2 protein-coding genes (1 of these 2 running past the window's edge) are annotated in these 22,277 nt (G+C 75.7%); both read left to right on the top strand.

Annotated elements, in window-relative coordinates; genetic code table 11:
• On the top strand, positions 1-16,032 hold the full coding sequence (locus LUZ64_RS06900; protein ID WP_269755611.1) for a type I polyketide synthase: 16,032 nt from the start codon (positions 1-3) through the stop codon (positions 16,030-16,032).
• A protein-coding gene (locus LUZ64_RS06905) for a type I polyketide synthase (protein WP_232389748.1) crosses the window boundary here: on the top strand, positions 16,029-22,277 show its 5' portion. 4,872 nt of this gene lie beyond the right edge of the window; 6,249 of the gene's 11,121 nt are visible here — the first part of the coding sequence; it begins with the start codon at positions 16,029-16,031; its stop codon lies beyond the right edge, outside the window. The genes LUZ64_RS06900 and LUZ64_RS06905 overlap by 4 nt, the downstream gene beginning before the upstream one ends.

The raw sequence follows: 22,277 nt of genomic DNA on the forward strand, positions 1-22,277 counted from the left end.
ATGGCCGCCAGCACGGACGTGACCCCCCGCCCCGCCGGACCCATCGCCGTCGTCGGCGTGGGGTGCCGCCTCCCCGGAGGCGTCCGCGACCTCGCTTCGCTCGGCACCGTGCTCACCGCCGGGACCGACGTCATCACGCCCGTACCCGGCGACCGCTGGGGACCGGACCTCCACCACCCGGAGCGGGGGCGGCCCGGCACCACCGCCAACCACGTCGGCGCGTTCCTCACCGACGTCGACCGCTTCGACGCCGCCCACTTCGGCATCGCGCCCCGCGAGGCCGCCGCCGTCGACCCGCAGCAGCGGCTCCTCATGGAGGTCGCCTGGGAGGCCATGGCCGACTCGGGGCGCGACCGGGACGCCTGGCGCGGCACCCGCACCGGCGTCTACGTGGGCCTCCTCGCCAACGACTACCACCTGCTGCACGCCAAGGCCGTCGGCCTCGACCGCATCGGCCCGCACTACGTCACCGGCGTCGAGTCCAGTTTCGCGGCCGGCCGCCTCGCCTACACCTTCGACCTGCGCGGGCCCGCCGTCGCCGTCAACTCCGCCTGCTCCTCCTCCCTCTACGCCGTCCACCAGGCATGCCAGAGCCTGCGCGCCGGGGACATCGACACCGGGATCGCCGCCGGCGTCAGCCTTCTCCTCGGCCCCGAGATCAGCGTCTTCATGAGCACCATCGGGGCGATCTCGCCCACCGGCCGGTGCCGGCCCTTCGACGCCGCCGCCGACGGCATCGTGCGCGGCGAGGGCTGCGGCGTCGTCGTCCTCAAGCGGCTCGCCGACGCCCTCGCCGACCACGACCGGATCCACGCCGTGATCCGCGGCTCGGCCGCCAACAACGACGGCAGCAGCCTCGGCCTCACCGCGCCCAACGCCGCCGCGCAGGAAGCCGTCGTCCGCGACGCCCTCGCCGCCGCCGGACTCGCCCCGCACGACGTCGACTACGTCGAGGCGCACGGCACCGGTACGCCCCTCGGCGACATGATCGAGCTCGGCACGCTCGCCGAGGTCTACGGCACCGGGCGCGGCCCGGACCGGCCCCTGCTCGTCGGCTCGCACAAGGCCGTCTTCGGCCACACCGACTCCGCCGCCGGCATCACCGGCCTCCTCAAGGCCGTCTGGGCCCTCGGCGCCCGGCACGCACCCGCGCAGCCGCACGTCGACGAGCCGACCCCGGCCGTCGACTGGCGCACCGGCGGCATCGCCGTGCCCCTGACGGGCACGGACCTCTCCGGGCTCCCGGTCCCGGGGGCGGATTCCGAGGGGGAGCGCCCCGTACGAGCGGGAGTCAGCGCGTTCGGGCTCAGCGGCACGAACGTCCACCTGATCGCGGAGGAACCGCCGCGCGGGGCGGGCACGGACGCGCCCGGCGGGACCGCCGGGGAAACGGACCCGGGCCGGACCACCGACCTCACCCCGTACGTCCTGCTCGCCTCGGCCTCCCGGCCCGAAGGGCTCACCCGGCAGATCGCCGGCCTGCGGGCCCGCCTCACCGCCGCGGACGCTCCCCTCGACGACCTCGTCGCCTCCGCCGCCACCCGCCGTACCCACGAGACCCACCGCTACGCGGCCGTCGCCGCCGACCGCGAAGGACTGCTCGCCGCCCTCGGCGACCCCGAGGACCTCCCCGACGGCGCGTACACGGGGCGGCTCGCCCCCGAGGGCGCGCCCGCACCCGTCTTCGTCTTCTCCGGGCAGGGCTGCCAGTGGCCGGGCATGGCCATGGACCTCTACGGCACCGACCCCGACGTCACCGGCACCCTGGACGAATGCGACGCGCTCGTCCGCGCCGAGGCGTCCTGGTCGCTCCTCGACACCCTTCGCGGTACGAGCGGTACGAGCGGTTCCGGCGGTGGCGGTCGCGGTGGCGGTGACGTTCTGGAGCGTACGGACCGTGCCCAGCCCGCCGTCCTCGCCGTCCAGGTGGCCCTGGTCCGCTGGCTCGCCCGCCGTGGCGTCGCCCCGGCCGCCGTCGTCGGGCACAGCGTCGGAGAGGTCGCCGCCGCGTACGCCGCGGGCGTCCTCGACCTCCCGGAGGCCGTCCGGCTCACCGTCCGGCGCGGCCGGATCCTCCAGGAGACCGCCGGGCTCGGCCGGATGCTCGCCGTCGACGGCGAGGAGGCCGCGGTCGCGGGCGTCCTCACCCGCGCCGGTCTGCCCGTCACCGTGGCCGTCGTCAACGGCCCGCGCTCGGTGGTCGTCGCGGGCCCGCACGACGCCGTGGACGCCGCGCTGCCCGTCCTCGAACGCGCGGGGCTGCGCTGCCGCCGCACCAAGGTCGACTACGCGTTCCACAGCCCGCTCGTCGCCGACTGCGGTCCGCGGCTGAGCGCCGCACTGGCCGGCCTCGCCCCGCGCGAACCCGCGCTGCGGCTGCTCTCCAGCGTCGACCCGGACGCCGACGCGGGCGCGCTCGACGCCGCGTACTGGGCACGCAACCTCACCGAGCCCGTACGGCTGTGGCCCGCCGTCGACCGGCTGCTCGCCGAGGACGCCTCATATGCCCTGGTCGAGATCGGCCCGCACCCGGTGCTCGCCCGCCCGCTCGCCGACGCCGCCCGCAACCGCGGCCTCCCGGCCCTGAGCCTGGGCACGCTGCGCCGCGACGAGCCGGGGCGGACGGCGCTGCACCGCGCCCTGGCGCGGCTGCACGTCGCCGGGGCCGGGGTGGACTGGGAGCGGGTCACCGGCAGGCCGCGCCGGTACAGGGACCTTCCGGTGCCGTTCTGGGGTGGGGAACGGTACTGGCTGCCGGGGGTGGAGCGGGGCCGGGTCTACGGGCCGGGGGAGCCCGTGCCCGGCCCCGCACCGGAGGCGCCCGTCATCGGCGCGGGCGCGTCCGGGGGGCCGGGGATCGCGCGCAATGCCGGAAGCCTCCGTTCCGCGGGTGCGGGCACCGGTACGGTACGGCGGGTCGACGCGGCCGTCCGCGAGATCCTCGGCCTCGGGCCGGACCAGGACCTGCCACGGCGGCGCGGCCTGTTCGAGCAGGGCCTCGACTCGCTGACCGCGGTGTCCCTGCGGGACCGCCTCGCACGGGAGTTCGGGGTGGACCTGCCCGCCACGGCCGTCTTCGAGCACCCGTCCGTACAGGGCCTGGCGACGCTGCTCACGGAGCTGACGGCCACCGCCGGGCCTGTAGGCGCGGGGATCGCGCCTACAGGCGACGGACCTACGCCGGCCCCCGCCGCGACGGGGCTCCGGCCGCCCGGCGCCCGGACCACCGGGTCCACCCACCCGGCGGCCGCGCCCGGCCGCCGCGCCGACGGCACTTCCGGCTCCGGGTCGGAGTCCGATGCGGATGCCGATGCGGCGGACGGTGGCGCGGGGCCGGGCGGGCGGCTTACCGGTGCTTCCGGTTCCGAGGGAGCGGAGCCGGCAGGGCTGTCGGGGGGTGCGGTCGGGCCTGCCGGGGATTCCGGGACGGTCGGCGCCGCCACGGGGCCGGATGCGCGGCCTTCGGACGCGGCCCGTTCCGAGGGAGGCGCGGGCGTGAGCAGTGCCCTGAGCGCCGCGAGTGCGGAGTCCGTCCAGCCGTCCGGAGGCGCTGCCGGAACTGCCGGGGTTTCCGGCGCGGCTGACGGCGGCGCGGGGCCGGGCGCGCGTGGGTCCGGCGGCCTGGGTGCCGAGGACGCGGAGCCCGCGGGGGTGTCCGGGGCCGTCGGGGCCTCCGGGGCGGTCGGTGGCGCCGCCACCGGGCCGGGCGTGCGGGCTTCCGGAGATTCCGGATCCCGGGTCGCTACGGGCGTGAACGGTGCCGAGGACGCTCGGGCCGCCCGGTCGTCGTCCGGCGGTGGCACGGCCGGGGCCGTCGCGGTCGCCGGTGCCACCGGCGGCGCCGCCTCGCCACGTCCGCCCGCTTCCGGCGGTGCCTCCGGCCCGGGCTTCGGTTCCCTCGAGGGCGGTCGCGCCGCGGACTTCGGCTCGCGACCCCTCGGCGCCCACGCTTCGGGCGCCCGTGAGGAGCCCGTACCGACGTCCGGCACCCCTGCCGCCCCCGGCACGGGAACCGCCCCGGAGGCCACCGGAGCCGTCGCCGTCGTCGGCGTCGCCTGCCGGCTTCCCGGCGCCGACGGGCCCGGCGCGTTCTGGCGGCTGCTCACCGAAGGCCGTGACGTCGTCGGCGACCCGCCGCCCGGCCGGCGCGACGACCCGATATGGGCCGAGGCCGGGCCCGGAGTGCCCACGCGCGGGGGGTACCTGGCGGACGTCTCCGGGTTCGACGCCGCGTTCTTCCGCATCTCCCCACGCGAAGCGGCCTCCCTCGACCCCCAGCAGCGCCTGGCCCTCGAAGTCGCCTGGGAGGCCCTGGAGGACGCCGGACAGCCACCCGCCTCCCTCGACGGCAGCCGGACCGGCGTCTACCTCGGCCTCAACACCGCCGACTACCACGAACTGCTCACCCGCGACATGAGCAACATCGACCTCTACTACGGCACCGGCAACACCTTCGCCGCCTCCGCCGGCCGCCTGTCGTACTTCCTCGGCCTGCACGGCCCGAGCATCGCCGTCGACACCGCCTGCTCCGCCTCGCTGACCGCCGTGCACCTCGCCTGCCAGGGGCTGCGGTCCGGGGACTGCGACATCGCCCTCGTCGGCGGCGCCAACGTCATCACCACCCCGACCGTCTCCGTGGCCATGTCCGCCGGCGGCGCGCTCGCCCCGGACGGGCGCTGCAAGACCTTCGACGAGGCGGCCGACGGCTACGGGCGCGGCGAGGGCGCCGTCGTGCTCGTACTCAAACCGCTGGCGGCGGCCGAGCGGGACGGCGACCGCGTCTACGCGCTCCTGCGCGGCACCGCCGTCAACCAGGACGGGGACAGCGGCGGCTTCACCGTGCCGAGCGCCGCCGCCCAGACCGCCCTGATCCGCCAGGCCCTGGACCGCGCCGGCTGGGTGCCCCGCGACGTCGACTACGTCGAGGCGCACGGCACCGGCACCCCCCTCGGCGACCCCATCGAGGTGCGCGCCATGGCCGAGGCCCTCGGGCACGGCCGGGACCGGAGCACGCCCCTCCTCCTCGGGTCGGCCAAGGCGAACATCGGCCACCTGGAGGCCGCCGCGGGCATCACCGGCCTCCTCAAGGTCGTCCTCGCCCTGCACCACGGCGAGCTCCCGCCGCACCTGGTCGACCGCCCGTCGAGCCGCATCGACTGGGACGCCCTGCCCGTCTCGCTCGTCACCGGCCGCCGCGCCTGGCCCGACCGGGGCCGTCCCGCCCGCGCCGGCGTCTCCTCCTTCGGCTTCAGCGGCAGCAACGCCCACGTCCTCGTCGAGCAGGCACCACCCGGCATCCCCGACGAGCCGCCGGCCGAGCCCCCGGCCGGCGGCCGGCCGGCCGGGCTCGTCCCCTGGGTGATCTCCGCCCGCGGCCCCGCCGCGCTGCGCGGACAGGCCGCGCGGCTCGCGGAGTTCACCACCGCCCGCCCCGCGCCCGCCCCCCTGGACGTCGCCTGGTCGCTCGCCACCACCCGCTCCCCGCTCGACCACCGCGCCGTAGTCCTGGCCCCGGCCGACGACCCCGGCACCGCCCACGCCGGACTCGCCGCCCTCGCCCAGGGCCGCGCCCACGAAGCCGTCGTCCACGGCCGGGCGCGCGAGGGCGCGACCGCGTTCCTCTTCAGCGGCCAGGGCAGCCAGCGCGCCGGCATGGGCCGCCGGCTCCACGCCCGCAACCCCGCCTTCGCCACCGCCCTCGACGCGGCCGTCGCGGAACTCGACCGCTGGCTCGAACTCCCCCTGTACGACGTGATGTTCGCCGAACCCGGCACCGGACAGGCCCGCCTCCTCGACCGCACGCACTACACGCAGAGCGCGCTGTTCGCCGTCGAAGCCGCCCTGCTGGAGCTCGTACGCGGCTGCGGCATCGCCCCCGACCACGTCATGGGCCACTCCATCGGCGAACTCACCGCCGCCTACGCCGCGGGCGTCCTCTCCCTGCCCGACGCCGCCCGCCTGGTCGCCGCCCGCGGCCGGCTGATGGACGCGCTCCCCGAAGGCGGCGCGATGATCGCCGTCGCCGCGCCCGAGGCCGAGGTCACCGAGGCCCTCACCGCCTACGGGCACCCGGACCGGGTCACCGTCGCGGCCGTCAACGGCCCCTCGGCCACGGTCCTCTCCGGCGACGAGGACGCCGTCACCACCGTCGCCGCCACCCTCGCCGCCCGCGGCCGCCGCACCACACGCCTGCGCGTAAGCCACGCCTTCCACTCCCCGCGCATGGACGGCATGCTGGAGGACTTCCGCCGCACCGCCGAAGCGCTCACCTTCCACGAACCGGACGTCCCCGTCCTGTCGAACGTCACGGGCCTGCCCGCCGGGCCCGGCGAGCTGACCTCGCCCGAGTACTGGGTACGGCACGTCAGGAGCGCCGTCCGCTACGCCGACGGCGTCCGGGAGCTCGACCGGCTCGGCGTCACCACCTACCTCGAACTCGGCCCCGACGGCGTCCTGTCCACCATGGCCCGGGACACCCTCGACGGCCGCCCCGGCGTTCTCACCCTCCCGCTCCTGCGCAAGGACCGCCCCGAGGACGAGGCGCTGACGACCGCGCTCGCCACCGCCTTCACCCACGGCGCCGACGTCGACTGGCGCGGCCTGCTGCCCCGCGCCCGCCGGATCCAGCTGCCCACGTACGCCTTCCAGCGCAAGCCGTACTGGCTCCGGCACGCGGCCACCGGTCCGGTCGCCACGGTGGCGGGTGCGGTGGCGAGCACGGCGGCGGGCGCGGTGGCCGACCCCGCCGAGGACCGCTTCTGGGCGGCCGTCGACAGCGGCGACCCCGCCGAACTCGCCGACCTCGCCCGCACCCTCGGCCTCCCCGGGCAGCCGGGGGACCCGGCCGACGCGGGCACGGAAGCCCTCCCGCGGCCGCAGGGGCCCGGCGAGCTGCTCCCCGCCCTCGCCGCACGGCGGCGGCGACGGCGCGACGGGGCGGCGGCCGACCCCTGGCGCTACCGGGTGGCCTGGCGGCCGGCGCCGCGGGCGCTACCGGGTGGCCCGGGCCCCACCGAGCCCGGCCCCGCCCTCTCCGACTCCGGACTCTCCGGCACCTGGCTGGTCGTCACTCCCGCCCGCTGTGCCGACCACCCCTGGGCCCGGGCCGTCCGCCGGGCCTTGGCCGAACACGGCGCGGACGTGGTCGAGCTCCCGGTGGACCCGGCCCACGACGACCGGGAAACGCTCGCCCAACGCCTCCGCACCACCACGGCACGGGCCGCGCGCGGGGGAGAGACGCGTGACGTCACCGGTGCCGACGCCGGTGCCGAGGCCGGCGGTCGTGGCGGGAAGGCCACCCCCCACGCCGGAGACGCCGGAGGCGGCCGGAGCGCAGCCCGATCCGGAGACGCGGGCCGTGGCCTCGGCGAGGACCGGAGCACTGTTCGGGCCGGCAACGAAGGCCACGGCCCTGGTGAGGGGCCGAGTTCTGTCCGGACCGGGGCGACCGGCCACGACCTCGGCGGGAGCCGGAGCACTGTGCGGGCCGCCGACGCCGACCACGACCCCGCCCGGAGCCGGAGTGCTGTTCGGGCTGAGGGCGTCGGCTATGAAGCGGCGGGGAGCCGGGACGTCGCTCACGCAGGCGACGCGGGCCGGTGCCTCGGGGGCGGGCCCGGTGGCGGCGAGGAGCCGAGTGCCACCCGGATCGGCGGCGCCGGCCACGATCCCGTCCGGAGCCGGAGCGCCGCTCAGGCCGCCGACGCCCACCACGACCCCGCCGCGAGCCTGAACCCCGTTCACCCCCGGCCGCCCCTCGGCCAAGGCGCCGACGACAACCGGCACGCCGCCCAAGCCGCAGACCCCGGCCACGGCCGAACCCCCGCCCCCGCCGGGCAGGCCCCCCGCGGTGTCCTCTCCCTGCTCGCCCTCGACGAGGCCCCCGACCCCCGTCACCCCCACCTCCACGCGGGCGTCACCACCACCCTGACCCTCGCCCAGGCCCTCGGCGACGCCGGTGTCGGCGCGCCCCTGTGGTGCCTCACCCGTGGCGCCGTCACCACCTCTCCCACCGACCCCGTCCGCCGCCCCGAGCACGCCCAGATCTGGGGGCTCGGCAGGGTCGTCGGACTCGAACACCCGGCGCGCTGGGGCGGGCTCGCCGACGTCCCCGAGGAGCCGGGCGAGGCGGCACTGCGGCAGCTGTGCGCCGCGCTCGCCGGCCGCCCCGGCGACGGGGCCGAGGACCAGATCGCCGTACGGGACACCGGTACGCTCGTACGCCGCCTCGTACGGGCCCCGCTCGGCGACACCCCGGCCCCGCGGGCCTGGCGGCCGCGCGGCACCGTGCTCGTCGTCGGCGGCACCGGAGCGCTCGGCGGCCACCTCGCCCACTGGCTCGCCGGGAACGGCGCCGAACACCTCGTCCTCGCAAGCCGCCGCGGCCCCGCCGCCCCCGGCGCCGCCGAACTGCGCACCCGGCTGGAGGCCCGCGGCGTCCGGGTGACCCTCGCCGCCTGCGACGCCGCCGACCGCGACGCCCTCGCCGCGCTCCTCGGCCGGCTGCGCGCCGACGGGCCGCCCCTGCGCGCCGTCGTCCACGCCGCCGTCGTCCCCGACATCGGCCCCCTCGCGGAGACCACCACCGACCGCTACGCCCACGCCGTCCGCGCCAAGGTCACCGCGGCCCGCAACCTCGACGAACTGCTCGCCGACGACGACCTCGACGCCTTCGTCCTCTTCTCCTCCGTCGCCGGGGTGTGGGGCACCGCCGGCGAAGGCTCGTACGCCGCCGCCAACGCCTTCCTCGACGCCCTCGCCGCACACCGCCGCGCCGCCGGCCGGCCCGCCACCTCCATCGCCTGGGGCATCTGGGACGCCTTCGACGACCGGGACGGCGACACCACCATGCGCGACCTCCTCACCGAACGGTCGATCCGCCAGGGCCTGCCCCGCCTCGAACCGCGCCTGGCCTTCGAGGCGCTGCGCCGGGCCCTCGACCACGACGAGACGTCCGTCGTCGTCAGCGACGTCGACTGGGACCGCTTCGCCACCCTCTTCACCCTCGCCCGCCCGCGCCCCCTCCTCGACGAGATCCCCGAGGCGCGACGGCGGCGCGAGCGCGACGGCGGACCGGAACGGCCCGGGGCGGAGACCGAGGAGACCACCGGCGCACCCCGACCGGAGCTCGCGCGCCGGCTCGCCGGCCTGCCCGGGCCGGAGCGGCACCGCCTCCTGCTCGACGCCGTGTGCGCGCACACGGCCGCGGTCCTCGGCCACGGCGACCCGGCGGCGGAGACGGAGACGGAGACGGCCGAAGGGATCGACACCGACCTCGCCTTCCGCGCCCTCGGCTTCGACTCCCTGACCGCCGTGGAGCTCCGCGACCGCCTTCAGGACGCCACCGGCCTGCGCCTGCCCACCTCCCTGGTCTTCGACCACCCCAGCCCCGCCGCCCTCGCCCGTCACCTCCACCACCTCCACACCGGACTCACGGGCGACACCGCGCCCCGGACCGGCCCGTCACCACAACCCGTGGCCGCGGACGAGCCGATCGCCGTCGTCGGCATGGCCTGCCGGCTCCCCGGCGGCATCACCTCACCGGAAGACCTGTGGCGCGCCCTCGCCGACGGCACCGACGCCGTCACCGGCTTCCCCACCGACCGGGGCTGGGACCTGGACGGGCTCTACGACCCGGACGCCGACGCCCCCGGCAAGAGCTACGTGCGCGAAGGCGCCTTCCTGCACGACGCGGGCGACTTCGACGCCGGGTTCTTCGGCATCTCGCCGCGCGAGGCCCTCGCCATGGACCCGCAGCAGCGGCTCCTCCTGGAGACCTCCTGGGAGACGTTCGAACGCGCCGGCATCGACCCGGCCTCCCTGCGCGGCGCCCAGGTCGGCGTCTTCGTCGGCGCGGGCTCGGCGGGCTACGCCACCGACGGCAACCACGTACCGGAGGAACTGGAGGGCTTCGCCCTCACCGGCAGCGCGGCCAGTGTGCTCTCCGGCCGCGTCGCCTACACCTTCGGCCTGGAAGGCCCGGCGGTCACCGTGGACACCGCGTGCTCGTCGTCCCTCGTCGCCCTGCACCTGGCCGGCCAGGCGCTGCGGTCCGGTGAGTGCGCGCTCGCCCTCGCGGGCGGGGTCACGGTCATGGCGGGCCCCAAGCCCTTCACCGAGTTCAGCCGCCAGCGCGGGCTCGCCCCGGACGGCCGCTGCAAGGCGTTCTCGGCCTCGGCGGACGGCACGGGCTGGGGCGAGGGCGTAGGCGTGCTGCTGCTGGAGCGCCTGTCGGACGCCCGCCGCAACGGGCACGAGGTCCTGGCGGTGATCCGGGGCAGCGCCGTCAACCAGGACGGCGCCAGCAACGGCCTCACCGCACCCAACGGCCCCTCCCAGCAACGGGTGATCCGCGCCGCCCTCGCCAACGCCGGACTGACCCCGGACGACATCGACGCGGTCGAGGCGCACGGCACGGGCACGACCCTGGGCGACCCGATCGAGGCGCAAGCCCTCCTGGCCACGTACGGGGAAGGCCGGCCGGCGGACCGGCCGCTGTGGCTGGGCTCGGTCAAGTCGAACGTCGCGCACACCGCCGCCGCGTCCGGCGTGACCAGCGTGATCAAGACGGTCCTGGCCCTGCGGCGGGGCACACTGCCCAGGACCCTCCACGCCGACGAACCGTCGCCGCACATCGACTGGTCGTCGGGCGCCCTGCGGCTGCTCGGCGAGGCGCGGGAGTGGCCCGCCGTGGACCGGCGGCGCCGGGCGGGCGTGTCGTCGTTCGGGATGAGCGGCACCAACGCCCACGTGATCGTCGAACAGGCCCTGGAGGAAGCCGCGTCCGGTGCCGTGCCCGGACGGGTGCGGGCCCCCGCGCCCGTACCGGTCGTACCGTGGGTGGTGACGGCCCGGAACCCCGAGGCCTTGGCCGCCCAGACCGCCCGCCTCCACGCGTATGTGACGGAGCGTCCGGAACTCCACCCGGCGGACGTGGGCCTCTCCCTGGCCACGACGCGGACGGCCATGGAGCACCGGGCGGTCGTGCTGGGCGAGGACAGGGAAGCGCTCCTGGCAGGGCTGGAAGGCCCGTACGAGGGCGCCGGTGGTCCTGTGGTCGTCCGCGGTACGGCGCGGGGCCGGGCCCGTACGGCGTTCCTGTTCTCGGGCCAGGGCGCGCAACGGGCGGGTATGGGCCGCGAACTGGCCGGGGCGTACCCGGTGTTCGCGGCGGCGCTGGACGAGGCGTGCGGCGCTCTCGGGCTGTCCCGGGACGTGTTCGAGGACGGGGAACGGCTGGGGCGTACGGAGTTCACGCAGGGGGCGCTCTTCGCCTTCGAAGTGGCGCTCTTCCGGCTGCTGGAGAGCTGGGGCGTGCGGCCCGACCTCCTGCTGGGGCATTCGATCGGTGAGGTCGCCGCGGCGCATGTGGCGGGTGTCTTCTCGCTGGAGGACGCGGCGCTGCTGGTGAACACGCGCGGCCGGTTGATGCAGGCTCTTCCCGCCGGTGGGGTGATGGTGGCGGTCCAGGCCACCGAGGACGAGGCCCGCCAGGCCCTGGCCGGATCCAGGTCCGGATCAGGGTCCGGATCCAGGCCCGGACCCGAGGACCGGGTCGGCATCGCCGCCGTGAACGGCCCCCGCTCGGTGGTCCTGTCGGGGGAATCTGCCGCCGTCGAAGCGCTCCTGGCCGGTTTCCCCGACCGCAAGGCGCGTCGCCTCGACGTGAGCCACGCCTTCCACTCGCCCCTCATGGACCCCATGCTGGACGACTTCCGGCAGGTCCTGAAGCGGATCGCCTTCGCCGAGCCCCGGATCCCGGTCGTGTCGAACGTGTCCGGACGCCCGGCCGAGCCCGGTGAGCTGACCTCGCCCGACCACTGGGCGCGGCACGTCCGCGACACCGTCCGCTTCGCCGACGGCGTACGGACGCTCGCCGCGCGGGGCGTGCACGTCCTGATCGAGCTCGGCCCCGACGGCGTGCTCACACCGATGGCGCGGGAAACCCTGGAGGACCTCCGCCCGGAAGCCGTCACGGTCCCCCTCCTGCGGCGCGACCGCCCCGAACCGCGCACGCTCACAGCCGCCGTCGCGACCGCCTACGCGCACGGCACGGACGTCGACTGGTCCGCCCTCCTCCCCGGCGCCCGCCGCGTCGAACTCCCCACCTACGCCTTCCAGCGGCAGCGCTACTGGCTGGAGGACCGCACGCCCGCGGGAGGCGACCCGGGCGCACTGGGACTCGCCGACGCCGGCCACCCGCTGCTCGGGGCGGCCGTGAACCTGGCGGACGGACAGGGCGTCGTCATGACCGGCCGGCTCTCGGTACGGGCGCACCCCTGGCTCGCCGACCACGAGGTGGCCGGGGCCGTGCTGCTCCCCGGTACGGCCTTCGTGGAACTGGCCGTACGCGCCGGCGACGAGGCCGACTGCGGCCACCTGGAAGAACTGACCCTGGCCGCGCCCCTGGTCCTGCCGGCGGACGGGACGGCCGACGTGCAGGTGCGCGTGGGCCCGGAGGAGGACGACGGCCGCCGCCCGGTGAGCGTGCACTCGCGGACGGAGGACGCGCGGGAATGGACCCGCCACGCCGAAGGGACCCTCGCCCCCGAGGCCCGTACCGGAACCTTCGACCTCGCCGCGTGGCCGCCTCCCGGAGCCGAGCCCCTGGAACTGGAGGACTTCTACGGGCGCCTGTCCGCCGACGGCTACGGGTACGGCCCCGCGTTCCAAGGTCTGCGCGCCGTGTGGCGGCGCGGCGAGGACGTGTTCGCCGAGGTGGGCCTGCCCGAGGCGGCACACGCCGAAGCGGCCCGCTTCGGCCTCCACCCGGCCCTGCTGGACGCCTCCCTGCACGCGGCCCTCGCGGCGGCGGACACGGGAAGCCCCACGGGGCACGGTGGTCCGGGCGGCCGTGAGGTGCGGCTGCCGTTCGTCTGGAGCGGGGTGTCCCTCTTCGCCGAGGGCGCGTCGAGCGTGCGCGTACGACTGTCTCCCCAGGGCCCCGACGCCCTGACCCTGCGGCTCGCGGACGCCGAAGGGCGCCCGGTGGCCTCGGTGGACAGGCTGGTCACCCGGCCGGTGACCCCGGGCCACCTACGGGCCGCCCCCGCGGACCGGGACGCGCTCTTCACCCTGCGCTGGACGCCCGTCCCGGCGCCCGACCCCGTCCCGCCGGTCCGGTGGACGGTGCTCGGAGCCGGCGGCCCGGAGCGGAACGGAAGCCGGCACCTCGACGGAAACGCGCACCCCAACGGAAACGCGCACCCCAAAGGAAACGCGCATCCGACCGGAGGCCGACACCGGACTGGAAGCCCGCACGGGAACGTAAACCCGTACCCGGCCTTCACCGCGCTCCTCTGCACACCCTCCGCCACGGGGACCGGACTGCCGGCCGCCGCGCGGGCGGCCACGGCAGAAGTGCTGACAGTGCTTCAGGATTGGCTGTCCGACGACAAGTTCGCCCAATCGTGCCTGGTCGTGGTGACCCGGAACGCGGTGGCGGCCGGTGGTGAGGCGCCGGATCCGGCGCAGGCCGCGGTGTGGGGTCTGGTGCGTGCGGCGCAGACCGAGAACCCGGGTCGCTTCCTCCTCCTCGACCTGGACGGCGCCGCCGACGTCGACGAAGCGCTCCCGATCGCCCTCGCGACCGGCGAACCCCAAGTGGCACTGCGTGGCGGCGAGCCGCTCGCGGCCCGCCTGCACCGGATCGGGGACAGCGGCACCCTGCTTCCCCCGGCCGGCCCCGCGCCCTGGCGGCTGGACGTCTCCGCCCCCGGCACCCTGGAGAACCTCGCCCTGCTGCCCAGCCCCGAGCAGACCGCGCCCCTCGGCCCGCTCGACGTCCGCATCGACGTCCGGGCGACCGGCCTGAACTTCCGGGACGTGCTCCTCGCCCTGGACATGTACCCGGAACGCGCCCCGATGGGCGGCGAGGCCGCCGGAGTGATCACGGAGGTCGGTTCCGGAGTGACGGACCTGGTCCCCGGTGACCGGGTGACGGGCGTGGTGGCGCGCTCCTTCGGCCCGGTGGCGGTCACCGACGCGCGGACCGTCGTCCGCATCCCCGACGGGTGGACGTTCGCCCGGGCCGCCGCCGTCCCCGTCGCCTATGTGACGGCCTTCTACGGGCTGGTGGATCTGGCGGGTCTGGTGGCTGGGGAGTCGGTGCTGGTGCACGCGGCGGCGGGTGGTGTGGGGATGGCGGCGGTGCAGGTGGCCCGTCATCTGGGTGCGGAGGTGTTCGGTACGGCGAGTCCGGGGAAGTGGGAGACGCTGCGGGCGTCAGGGCTGGACGACGCGCATATCGCCTCGTCGCGGTCGACGGAGTTCGAGGGGGCGTTCAGGGCGGCTACCGGCGGGCGTGGGATCGATGTGGTCCTGGACAGTCTGGCGGGGGAGTTCGTGGACGCGTCGTTGCGGCTGATGCCGCGTGAGGGCGGCCGGTTCGTCGAGATGGGCAAGGCCGACGTCCGCGACCCCGGGCAGGTCGCCGCCGACCACCCCGGAGTCTCCTACCGCGCCTACGACATGACGGAGGCGGGACCGGACCGCATCCGGGAGATCCTTACCGAGGTCGTACGGCTCTTCGAGACCGGCGAGTTCACCCACTCGCCGGTGACGACCTGGGACGTACGGCGGGCCCCCGAGGCGTTCCGCCTCATGAGCCGGGCCCAGCACGTCGGGAAGATCGTCCTCACGATGCCTCCGGTGCGGGACCCGGAGGGCACGGTCCTGGTCACGGGCGGGACGGGCACGCTCGGGTCGCTGCTGGCCCGCCATCTGGTGACCGACCGCGGGGTGCGCCACTTGCTGCTGACGAGCCGCCGGGGACCCGACGCCCCCGGCGCGCGGGAACTCGTCGGTGACCTGGAAGCGGCAGGGGCGAGCGTGACCCTGGTGGCGTGCGATCTGGCCGATGGTGAGGCGGTCACCGAGCTGGTCGCGAAGGTTTCGGCCGCCCATCCGCTGACCGCTGTGGTGCACCTGGCGGGTGTGACGGACGACGGCGTCATCGGGGCGCTGACCCCGGGACGGCTCGACGCGGTGTTCCGGGCGAAGGCGGACGCGGCCGTGAACCTTCATGAGGCGACCCGCCACCTGGACCTCGCCGAGTTCGTCCTCTATTCCTCCGCCTCCGGCGTCCTCGGCGGTCCCGGTCAGGGCAATTACGCCGCCGCCAACGCCTTCCTCGACGCCTTCGCCCACCACCGCACCGCGCGAGGACTGCCCGGCCGCTCGCTCGCCTGGGGCCTGTGGGAGCGCTCCAGCGGCATGACCGCCCGCCTCGGACGCGGCGACCGGGCCCGCATCGCCCGCTCCGGCCTGGCACCGATCCCCGACGGACAGGGCCTGAGCCTTTTCGACACCGCCCTCACGGCGGACGAAGCGCTGCTGCTCCCGATCCGCCTGGACCCGGCCGCCCTGCGCACCCGGGCCGCGGCCGGCACCCTGCCCGCGCCGCTGCGCGGCCTCGTCCGCGCCCCCGCCCGGCGCACCGCCGGAGCGGCTCCCGCCGACGGCACCCCGGCCGACGCGGCGTCCGCCCTGCTCCGACGCCTCGACGGACTCTCCCGCGACGACCGGAACCAACTGCTCCTGGAACTCGTGCGAAGCCACGCCGCCACCACGCTCGGCCACACCCGGCCGGACGCCGTCGACCCCGAACGCGGCTTCATGGACTCGGGCTTCGACTCCCTCACGGCCGTCGAACTGCGCAACCGCCTCGGCACGGCGGCGGGCCGCCGGCTGCCCGCGACGCTCCTCTTCGACCACCCCACACCCCTGGCCGTCGCGCACTACCTCCGGGCCGAACTGGTACCCGCCGACGAGGACGCGCCGGAAGCCGACGTCCGCCACCGGAACGGCGCGGACGACACCGAGATCGAACAGGCGGTCAGCGCCGTCGACGGACTGGACCTCGCGGGCCTCCTCCGCATGGCCCACGGCGACGGCCCGGCGGAGACGGCCGACGTGGACGACATGGACAGCACAGGAAGTACAGCCAGCACAGGCAGCACAAGCAGCACAGGCAAAACAGAAGGCACAGCCGACACCGAAGAACCCGGACGATCCGAAGGGCAGAGCTCGTGACTGACGCGTCCACCGAGCAGATTGTCGGGGCTCTGCGGGCCTCCCTCAAAGAAACCGAACGCCTCCGGCTGCGGAACCACAAACTCGAATCCGCCACCCGCGAACCCCTCGCCGTCGTCGGCATGGCCTGCCGCTTCGCGGGCGGGGTCCGCACGCCCGAAGACCTGTGGGACCTCGTCGACGAGGGCCGGGACGCCGTCACGCCCCTTCCCGAGGACCGGGGCTGGGACACCGAGGGCCTCTACGACCCCGACCCCGACGCCCCCGGCAGGAGCTACACGCGCGAAGGCGGATTCATCCACGACGCCCAGGAGTTCGACGCGGACTTCTTCGCCGTCCCGCCGCGCGAGGCCATGGCGATGGACCCCCAGCAGAGGCTGCTCCTCGAAACCTCCTGGGAAGCGATCGAGCGCGCCGGGATCGCCCCCAGGACACTGCGGGGCGAGCCCGTGGGGGTCTTCTACGGCACCGGCTGGTCGGACTACGTCACCCGGCTGAAGCGGCCCCCCGAGACGGTCGAGGGCTACTTCGTCACGGGCAACACCCAGAGCGTCGTCGCGGGCCGCGTCTCGTACGCGCTCGGCCTGGAAGGCCCCGCGGTGGCGATCGACACGGCGTGCTCGTCGTCGCTGGTCGCCCTGCACCTGGCGGGCCAGGCCCTGCGCGGCGGCGAGTGCTCGCTCGCCCTCGCGGGCGGCGTCAGCATCATGGCGGGCCCCCGCGTCTTCACCGAGTTCAGCCGCATGCGGGGGCTGTCCCCGGACGGCCGCTGCAAAGCCTTCGCCGCCTCCGCGGACGGCTTCGGACCCGCCGAGGGCGTCGGCGTGCTGTTGCTGGAGCGGTTGTCGGACGCGCGTCGGAACGGGCACGAGGTGCTGGCGGTGATCCGGGGGAGCGCCGTAAACCAGGACGGGGCCAGCAGCGCGCTGTCGGCCCCGAACGGCCCGTCGCAGCAGCGGGTGATCCGCGCGGCCCTGGCCAACGCCGGTCTCACGCCCGACGAGATCGATGTGATCGAGGCGCACGGTACGGGGACGCCTTTGGGTGATCCGATCGAGGCGCAGGCGCTCCAGGCGACGTACGGCCGGGATCGTCCGGCGGACCGGCCGCTGTGGCTCGGCTCGGTGAAGTCGAACATCGGCCACGCGCAGGCCGCCGCCGGGGCGGCGGGCGTGATCAAGATGGTGATGGCCCTGCGGCGTGGTGTGCTCCCGAGGACGCTGCACGCGGAGGAGCCGTCGCCGCATGTGGACTGGTCGGCGGGCGGGCTGACACTGCTGGACGAGGCGCGGGAGTGGCCGGCGGTGGCCGACCGGCCGCGCCGGGTGGGCGTGTCGTCGTTCGGGATCAGCGGGACGAACGCGCATGTGATCGTCGAGGAGGCCCCGGGGGATGTGGGGGACGCGGCAGAGGTTGTGGAGGCGCCGGCCGCCGACCGGGGCCCGGTACCCGTGGTGCCCTGGGTGCTCTTCGCGCGGTCGGCCGAGGGGCTACGGGGCCAGGCGTCCCGCCTCCGTGAACACGCGCTGCACCGTCCGGGGCTGGATCCGGTGGATGTGGGTTTCTCGCTGGTGACGGCGCGTGCGTCGATGGAGCACCGAGGGGTGGTGCTGGGTGGTGACCGGGAAGCGCTTCTGAAGGGTTTGGAGGCGCTGGCCGAAGGCGCCCCTGGTGCGGGGGTGGTGTCGGGTGTCGCGCGCGGTGGTGTGCGTCCGGTGCTGGTGTTTCCGGGGCAGGGTTCGCAGTGGGTGGGGATGGCGGTGGGTCTTCTCGAATCCTCGCCGGTGTTCGCCGGGCGGATCGCGGAGTGTGAGCGGGCGCTTTCTCCTTACGTGGACTGGTCGTTGGGGGAGGTCCTGCGCGGGGTTGAGGACTCTGAGGAGTTGCTGGAGCGGGTGGACGTCGTTCAGCCGGTCCTGTTCGCGGTGATGGTCTCCCTCGCGGAAGTGTGGCGTTCTCTCGGTGTGGAGCCGGGTGCGGTCGTCGGTCACTCGCAAGGGGAGATCGCGGCGGCGTGCGTAGCCGGTGGTTTGTCCTTGGACGATGCCGCCCGCGTCGTCGCCCTCCGTAGCCGGGCGATCCGGAAGATCGCGGGTCTCGGCGGCATGGTGTCCGTGGCGGCCGGGCGAAGTGACACGGCGAGGATGCTCGCCCGCTGGCAGGGGCGCCTGGGCGTCGCGGCGGTGAACGGCCCGTCCTCCACCGTCGTCAGCGGTGACGCGGACGCATTGGAGGAGTTCCTTGCCGTGTGTGAGAAGGCGGAGGTGCGGGCGCGTCGGGTTCCGGTGGATTACGCCTCGCATTCGGTTCATGTGGACCGGATACGTGGGGAGTTGCTGGAGGTTCTGGCTCCGGTCAGCCCGGTGACGTCCCGGATACCGTTCTTCTCGACGGTGTCGGGTGACTGGGTGGATACGGCGGGGTTGGACGCGTCGTACTGGTTTGAGAATTTGCGCCGTCCGGTGGAGTTCGAGGCGGCGACCCGTTCTCTTCTCGCTCAGGGTTATGGCGTGTTCGTGGAGTCGTCGGCGCATCCGGTTTTGACGACGGGTGTGTTGGAGACGATCGAGGACGGTGACCTGCCCGGCGCGGCTGTCGGTTCCCTCCGCCGGGACGAGGGCGGCTGGGACCGGTTCCTCCTCTCCGCCGCCGAGGCATTCACCCACGGTGTCCCCGTCGACTGGACGACGGTCCTTCCCGGCGCCCGCCGCGTCGACCTCCCCACCTACGCCTTCCAACGCACGCGTTACTGGCTGGAGGAGTCGGGGCGGGAGGCCGGTGACCTGTCAGCCGTCGGCATGGGAGCGTTCGGCCATCCGCTGCTGGGCGCGGCGGTCGAACTGGCCGAGGACCGGAGTGTGCTGCTCACCGGGCGGATCTCCGCCCGTACGCACCCGTGGGTCGCCGACCACGCGATCGCCGGCACCGTGCTGCTGCCGGGCGCGGGCCTGGCGGAGCTCGCCGTCCGGGCCGGTGACGAGGCCGGCTGCGGCCGCGTCGAGGAACTGACCCTCGAAGCGCCCTTGGTGGTCCCGGAAGAGGGGAGCGTCGCCGTCCAGGTCCGCGTGGGCCCCGAGGACGCGTCCGGGCGACGCCCCGTGAGCGTGCACTCGCAGCCGGCCGACGGCCGGGACTGGGTACGGCACGCCGACGGTGTGCTCGCCGCAGGTGAGTCCGACACGCCTGGTGAGCAGGGTATGTCCGATGGGTTCCGAGACTTGGCGGACTGGCCGCCGCCCGGCGCCGAACCCGTACCGCTGGAGGGGTTCTACGGCCGCCTGGCCGCCGACGGTTACGGGTACGGCCCCGCGTTCCAGGGGCTGCGCGCGGTATGGCGACGCGGCGACGAGGTGTTCGCCGAAGTCGGGCTCCCGGAGGAGGCGCGCGGCGAGGCGGAGGGTTTCGGTATCCACCCGGCGCTCTTGGACGCCTCTCTGCACCCAACTCTCGCTACAGCAGCCAATAATGACTACGCATCAGGTGAGGTACGGCTGCCCTTCGCCTGGCGCGGGCTGTCGCTCCTCGCGACGGGCGCGAAGGATGTGCGCGTACGGCTGGCCCCGGCCGCGTCCGTCCGGGACGGGCTCTCGCTGCGGATCGCCGATACGGAAGGCCGCCCGGTCGCGTCCGCGGACGCCCTCGTCTCGCGCCCGGTACCCGCCGACCGGCTCCGGCAGGCCGCCGGGGCCGCCGAGCAGGCCGTTCTGCACGGTGTGGACTGGATCCCGGCTCCGGAACGGGCGGGCGGCGAGGGAGCCCCGCCGGTCCGCTGGGCACTGCTGGACGGCGCCGAGCGCCCGTACCCCGTCCATGTGGTCCTGCCGTGCCTGCCCTCCGACGGCGCGGCTGACCGCGATCCCGTCCGCGCGACGCACGAGGCCGTCAACGGAGCGCTGGCGGCCGTACAGGCATGGCTCGCCGACCCCGCGGCATCGGACTCCCGCCTGGTCGTCGTCACTTCCGGAGCGGTCGACACCAGCGGACCCGGGAGTACCGGCGGAATCGGCGTAATCGGTGGACCCGGGAGTACGGGCGTACGCGGGGACCTCGCGCACGCCGCCGTCCGGGGGCTGGTGCGATCGGCGCAGTCGGAGCACCCCGACCGGTTCGTACTGGTCGACGTCGACGACGCCGCCGGGTGGGAGGCGGCCCTGCCCGCCGCCCTGGCGGCGGACGAGCCTCAGGTCGCGGTGCGGGGAGGCGTGGCACTGGTGCCGCGCCTGACCCGTGCCGTGCCTGAGCCGGGGGCGGGCGAGCGGGCGTGGGACGCGGAGGGAACGGTGCTGATCACGGGCGGCACCGGCGCCCTCGGCCGCCTGCTCGCCCGACACCTGGTGGCGCACCGGGGCGTACGTCATCTGCTCCTCGCCGGCCGTCGCGGCCCGGACGCCCCCGGGGCGGCCGGGCTGCGCGACGAACTCGCCGCGCTGGGCGCCTCGGTGACGCTGGCGGCGTGCGACGTGGCCGACCGGGCCGCGCTCGACGGTCTCCTCGCCGGCATACCCGACCGGCACCCGTTGACCGCCGTCGTCCACGCGGCCGGCGTCCTCGACGACGCCGTAGTCACCGCCCTGACCCCCGACCGGGTGTCGGCCGTCCTCCGGCCGAAGGCCGACGCGGCCTGGAACCTGCACGAGGCGACCCGCGCCCTCGACCTCGCGGCGTTCGTCCTCTTCTCCTCCACCGCGGGGATCGTCGGCGGTCCCGGGCAGGGCAACTACGCCGCGGCCAACACCTTCCTCGACGCCCTGGCGGCGCACCGGCGCGCCGCGGGTCTCCCGGCCGTTTCGCTGGCCTGGGGGCTCTGGGAGCGGGAATCCAGCGGCATGACGGGGAAGTTGAGCCGGGCCGACCGCGTGCGGCTCGCCCGCGAGGGCGTCACACCGCTGACGGACGCACAAGGACTCGCCCTCTTCGACGCGGCCTCGGCGAGCACGACGACGGAGAGCGCCTCCGGCAGGGCGCTCCTGGTCCCCGTCCGCCTCGACGCGGGCGCCCTGCGCTCCCGGGCGGCGGCCGGCGACCTGCCGCCGCTCCTGCGCGGCCTGGTGCGCGCACCCGCCCGCCGACCCGCGAGCGCGGAGACGTCCGCCGCCGACGGCGGCAGGGCGGGCTCGGCGCTGGTCCGGCGGCTGGCCGGCCTCGCGGAGGCCGAGCAGGAGCGTGTCCTGCTGGACCTCGTACGCACCCACGCGGCGGCCGCGCTCGGGCACGCGAAGCCGGCCGCCGTGGACCCCCGGCGGGGCTTCCAGGACATGGGGTTCGATTCGCTGATGGCGGTGCGCCTCCGCAACCAGGTCAACGCCGCCGTCGGCCTGCGCCTCCCCTCCACCCTGATCTTCGACCACCCGACGGCGCACGCCCTCGCCCGTCACCTCCGCACCGAACTCATGGGAGAGCGGCACACCGGCGGCGGCACCGCCCCGTCGCAGGCCGAGCCCCGCACGGGCCCCGCCGCGCACGACGAACCGCTCGCCGTCATCGGCATGGCCTGCCGCTTCCCCGGCGGCGTCGCCTCGCCCGAGGAACTGTGGGAGCTCGTCAGCGAGGAGCGGGACGCGGTCACCCCCTTCCCGGACGACCGCGGCTGGGACCTCGAAGGAATCTACGACCCGGACCCCGACGCGCCCGGCAAGAGCTACGCGCGGGAGGGCGCGTTCCTGCACGACGCGGGCGACTTCGACGCCGAGGCGTTCGGCATCTCGCCGCGCGAGGCCCTCGCCATGGACCCACAGCAGCGGCTGCTCCTGGAGACCTCCTGGGAGGCGTTCGAACGTGCCGGGCTCGACCTCGCCGGGCTGCGCGGCGGCCGCGTGGGCGTGTTCGCCGGCGCCATGGCCTCCGACTACGTGTCGAGCCTCAACAAGGTGCCCGAGGACGTCGAGGCCTTCACCATGACGGGCAGTACCAGCAGTGTGATCTCGGGCCGGGTGGCGTACGCCTTCGGACTGGAGGGTCCGGCGGTGACGGTGGACACGGCGTGCTCGTCGTCGCTGGTCGCGCTGCATCTGGCGGGTCAGTCGCTACGGGCCGGTGAGTGCACGCTCGCGCTCGCGGGCGGCGTCACCGTCATGGCCGGCCCGCAGGAGTTCGCCGACTTCAGCCGTCAGCGCGGGCTGGCCGCGGACGGCCGCTGCAAGGCGTTCTCGGCGTCGGCCGACGGCGTCGGCCCGGCGGAGGGCGCCGGGGTCCTGTTGCTGGAGCGGTTGTCGGACGCGCGTCGGCATGGGCATGAGGTGCTGGCG

Origin of the sequence: Streptomyces albireticuli, assembly GCF_021228125.1 — a bacterium.
GTDB classification, from domain to species: Bacteria; Actinomycetota; Actinomycetes; order Streptomycetales; family Streptomycetaceae; genus Streptomyces; species Streptomyces albireticuli.

Bases quoted from the DNA above. Each gene is read 5' to 3' on its own strand.
- LUZ64_RS06900 (WP_269755611.1), top strand. From the start codon at position 1: ATGGCCGCCAGCACGGACGTGACCCCCCGCCCCGCCGGACCCATCGCC.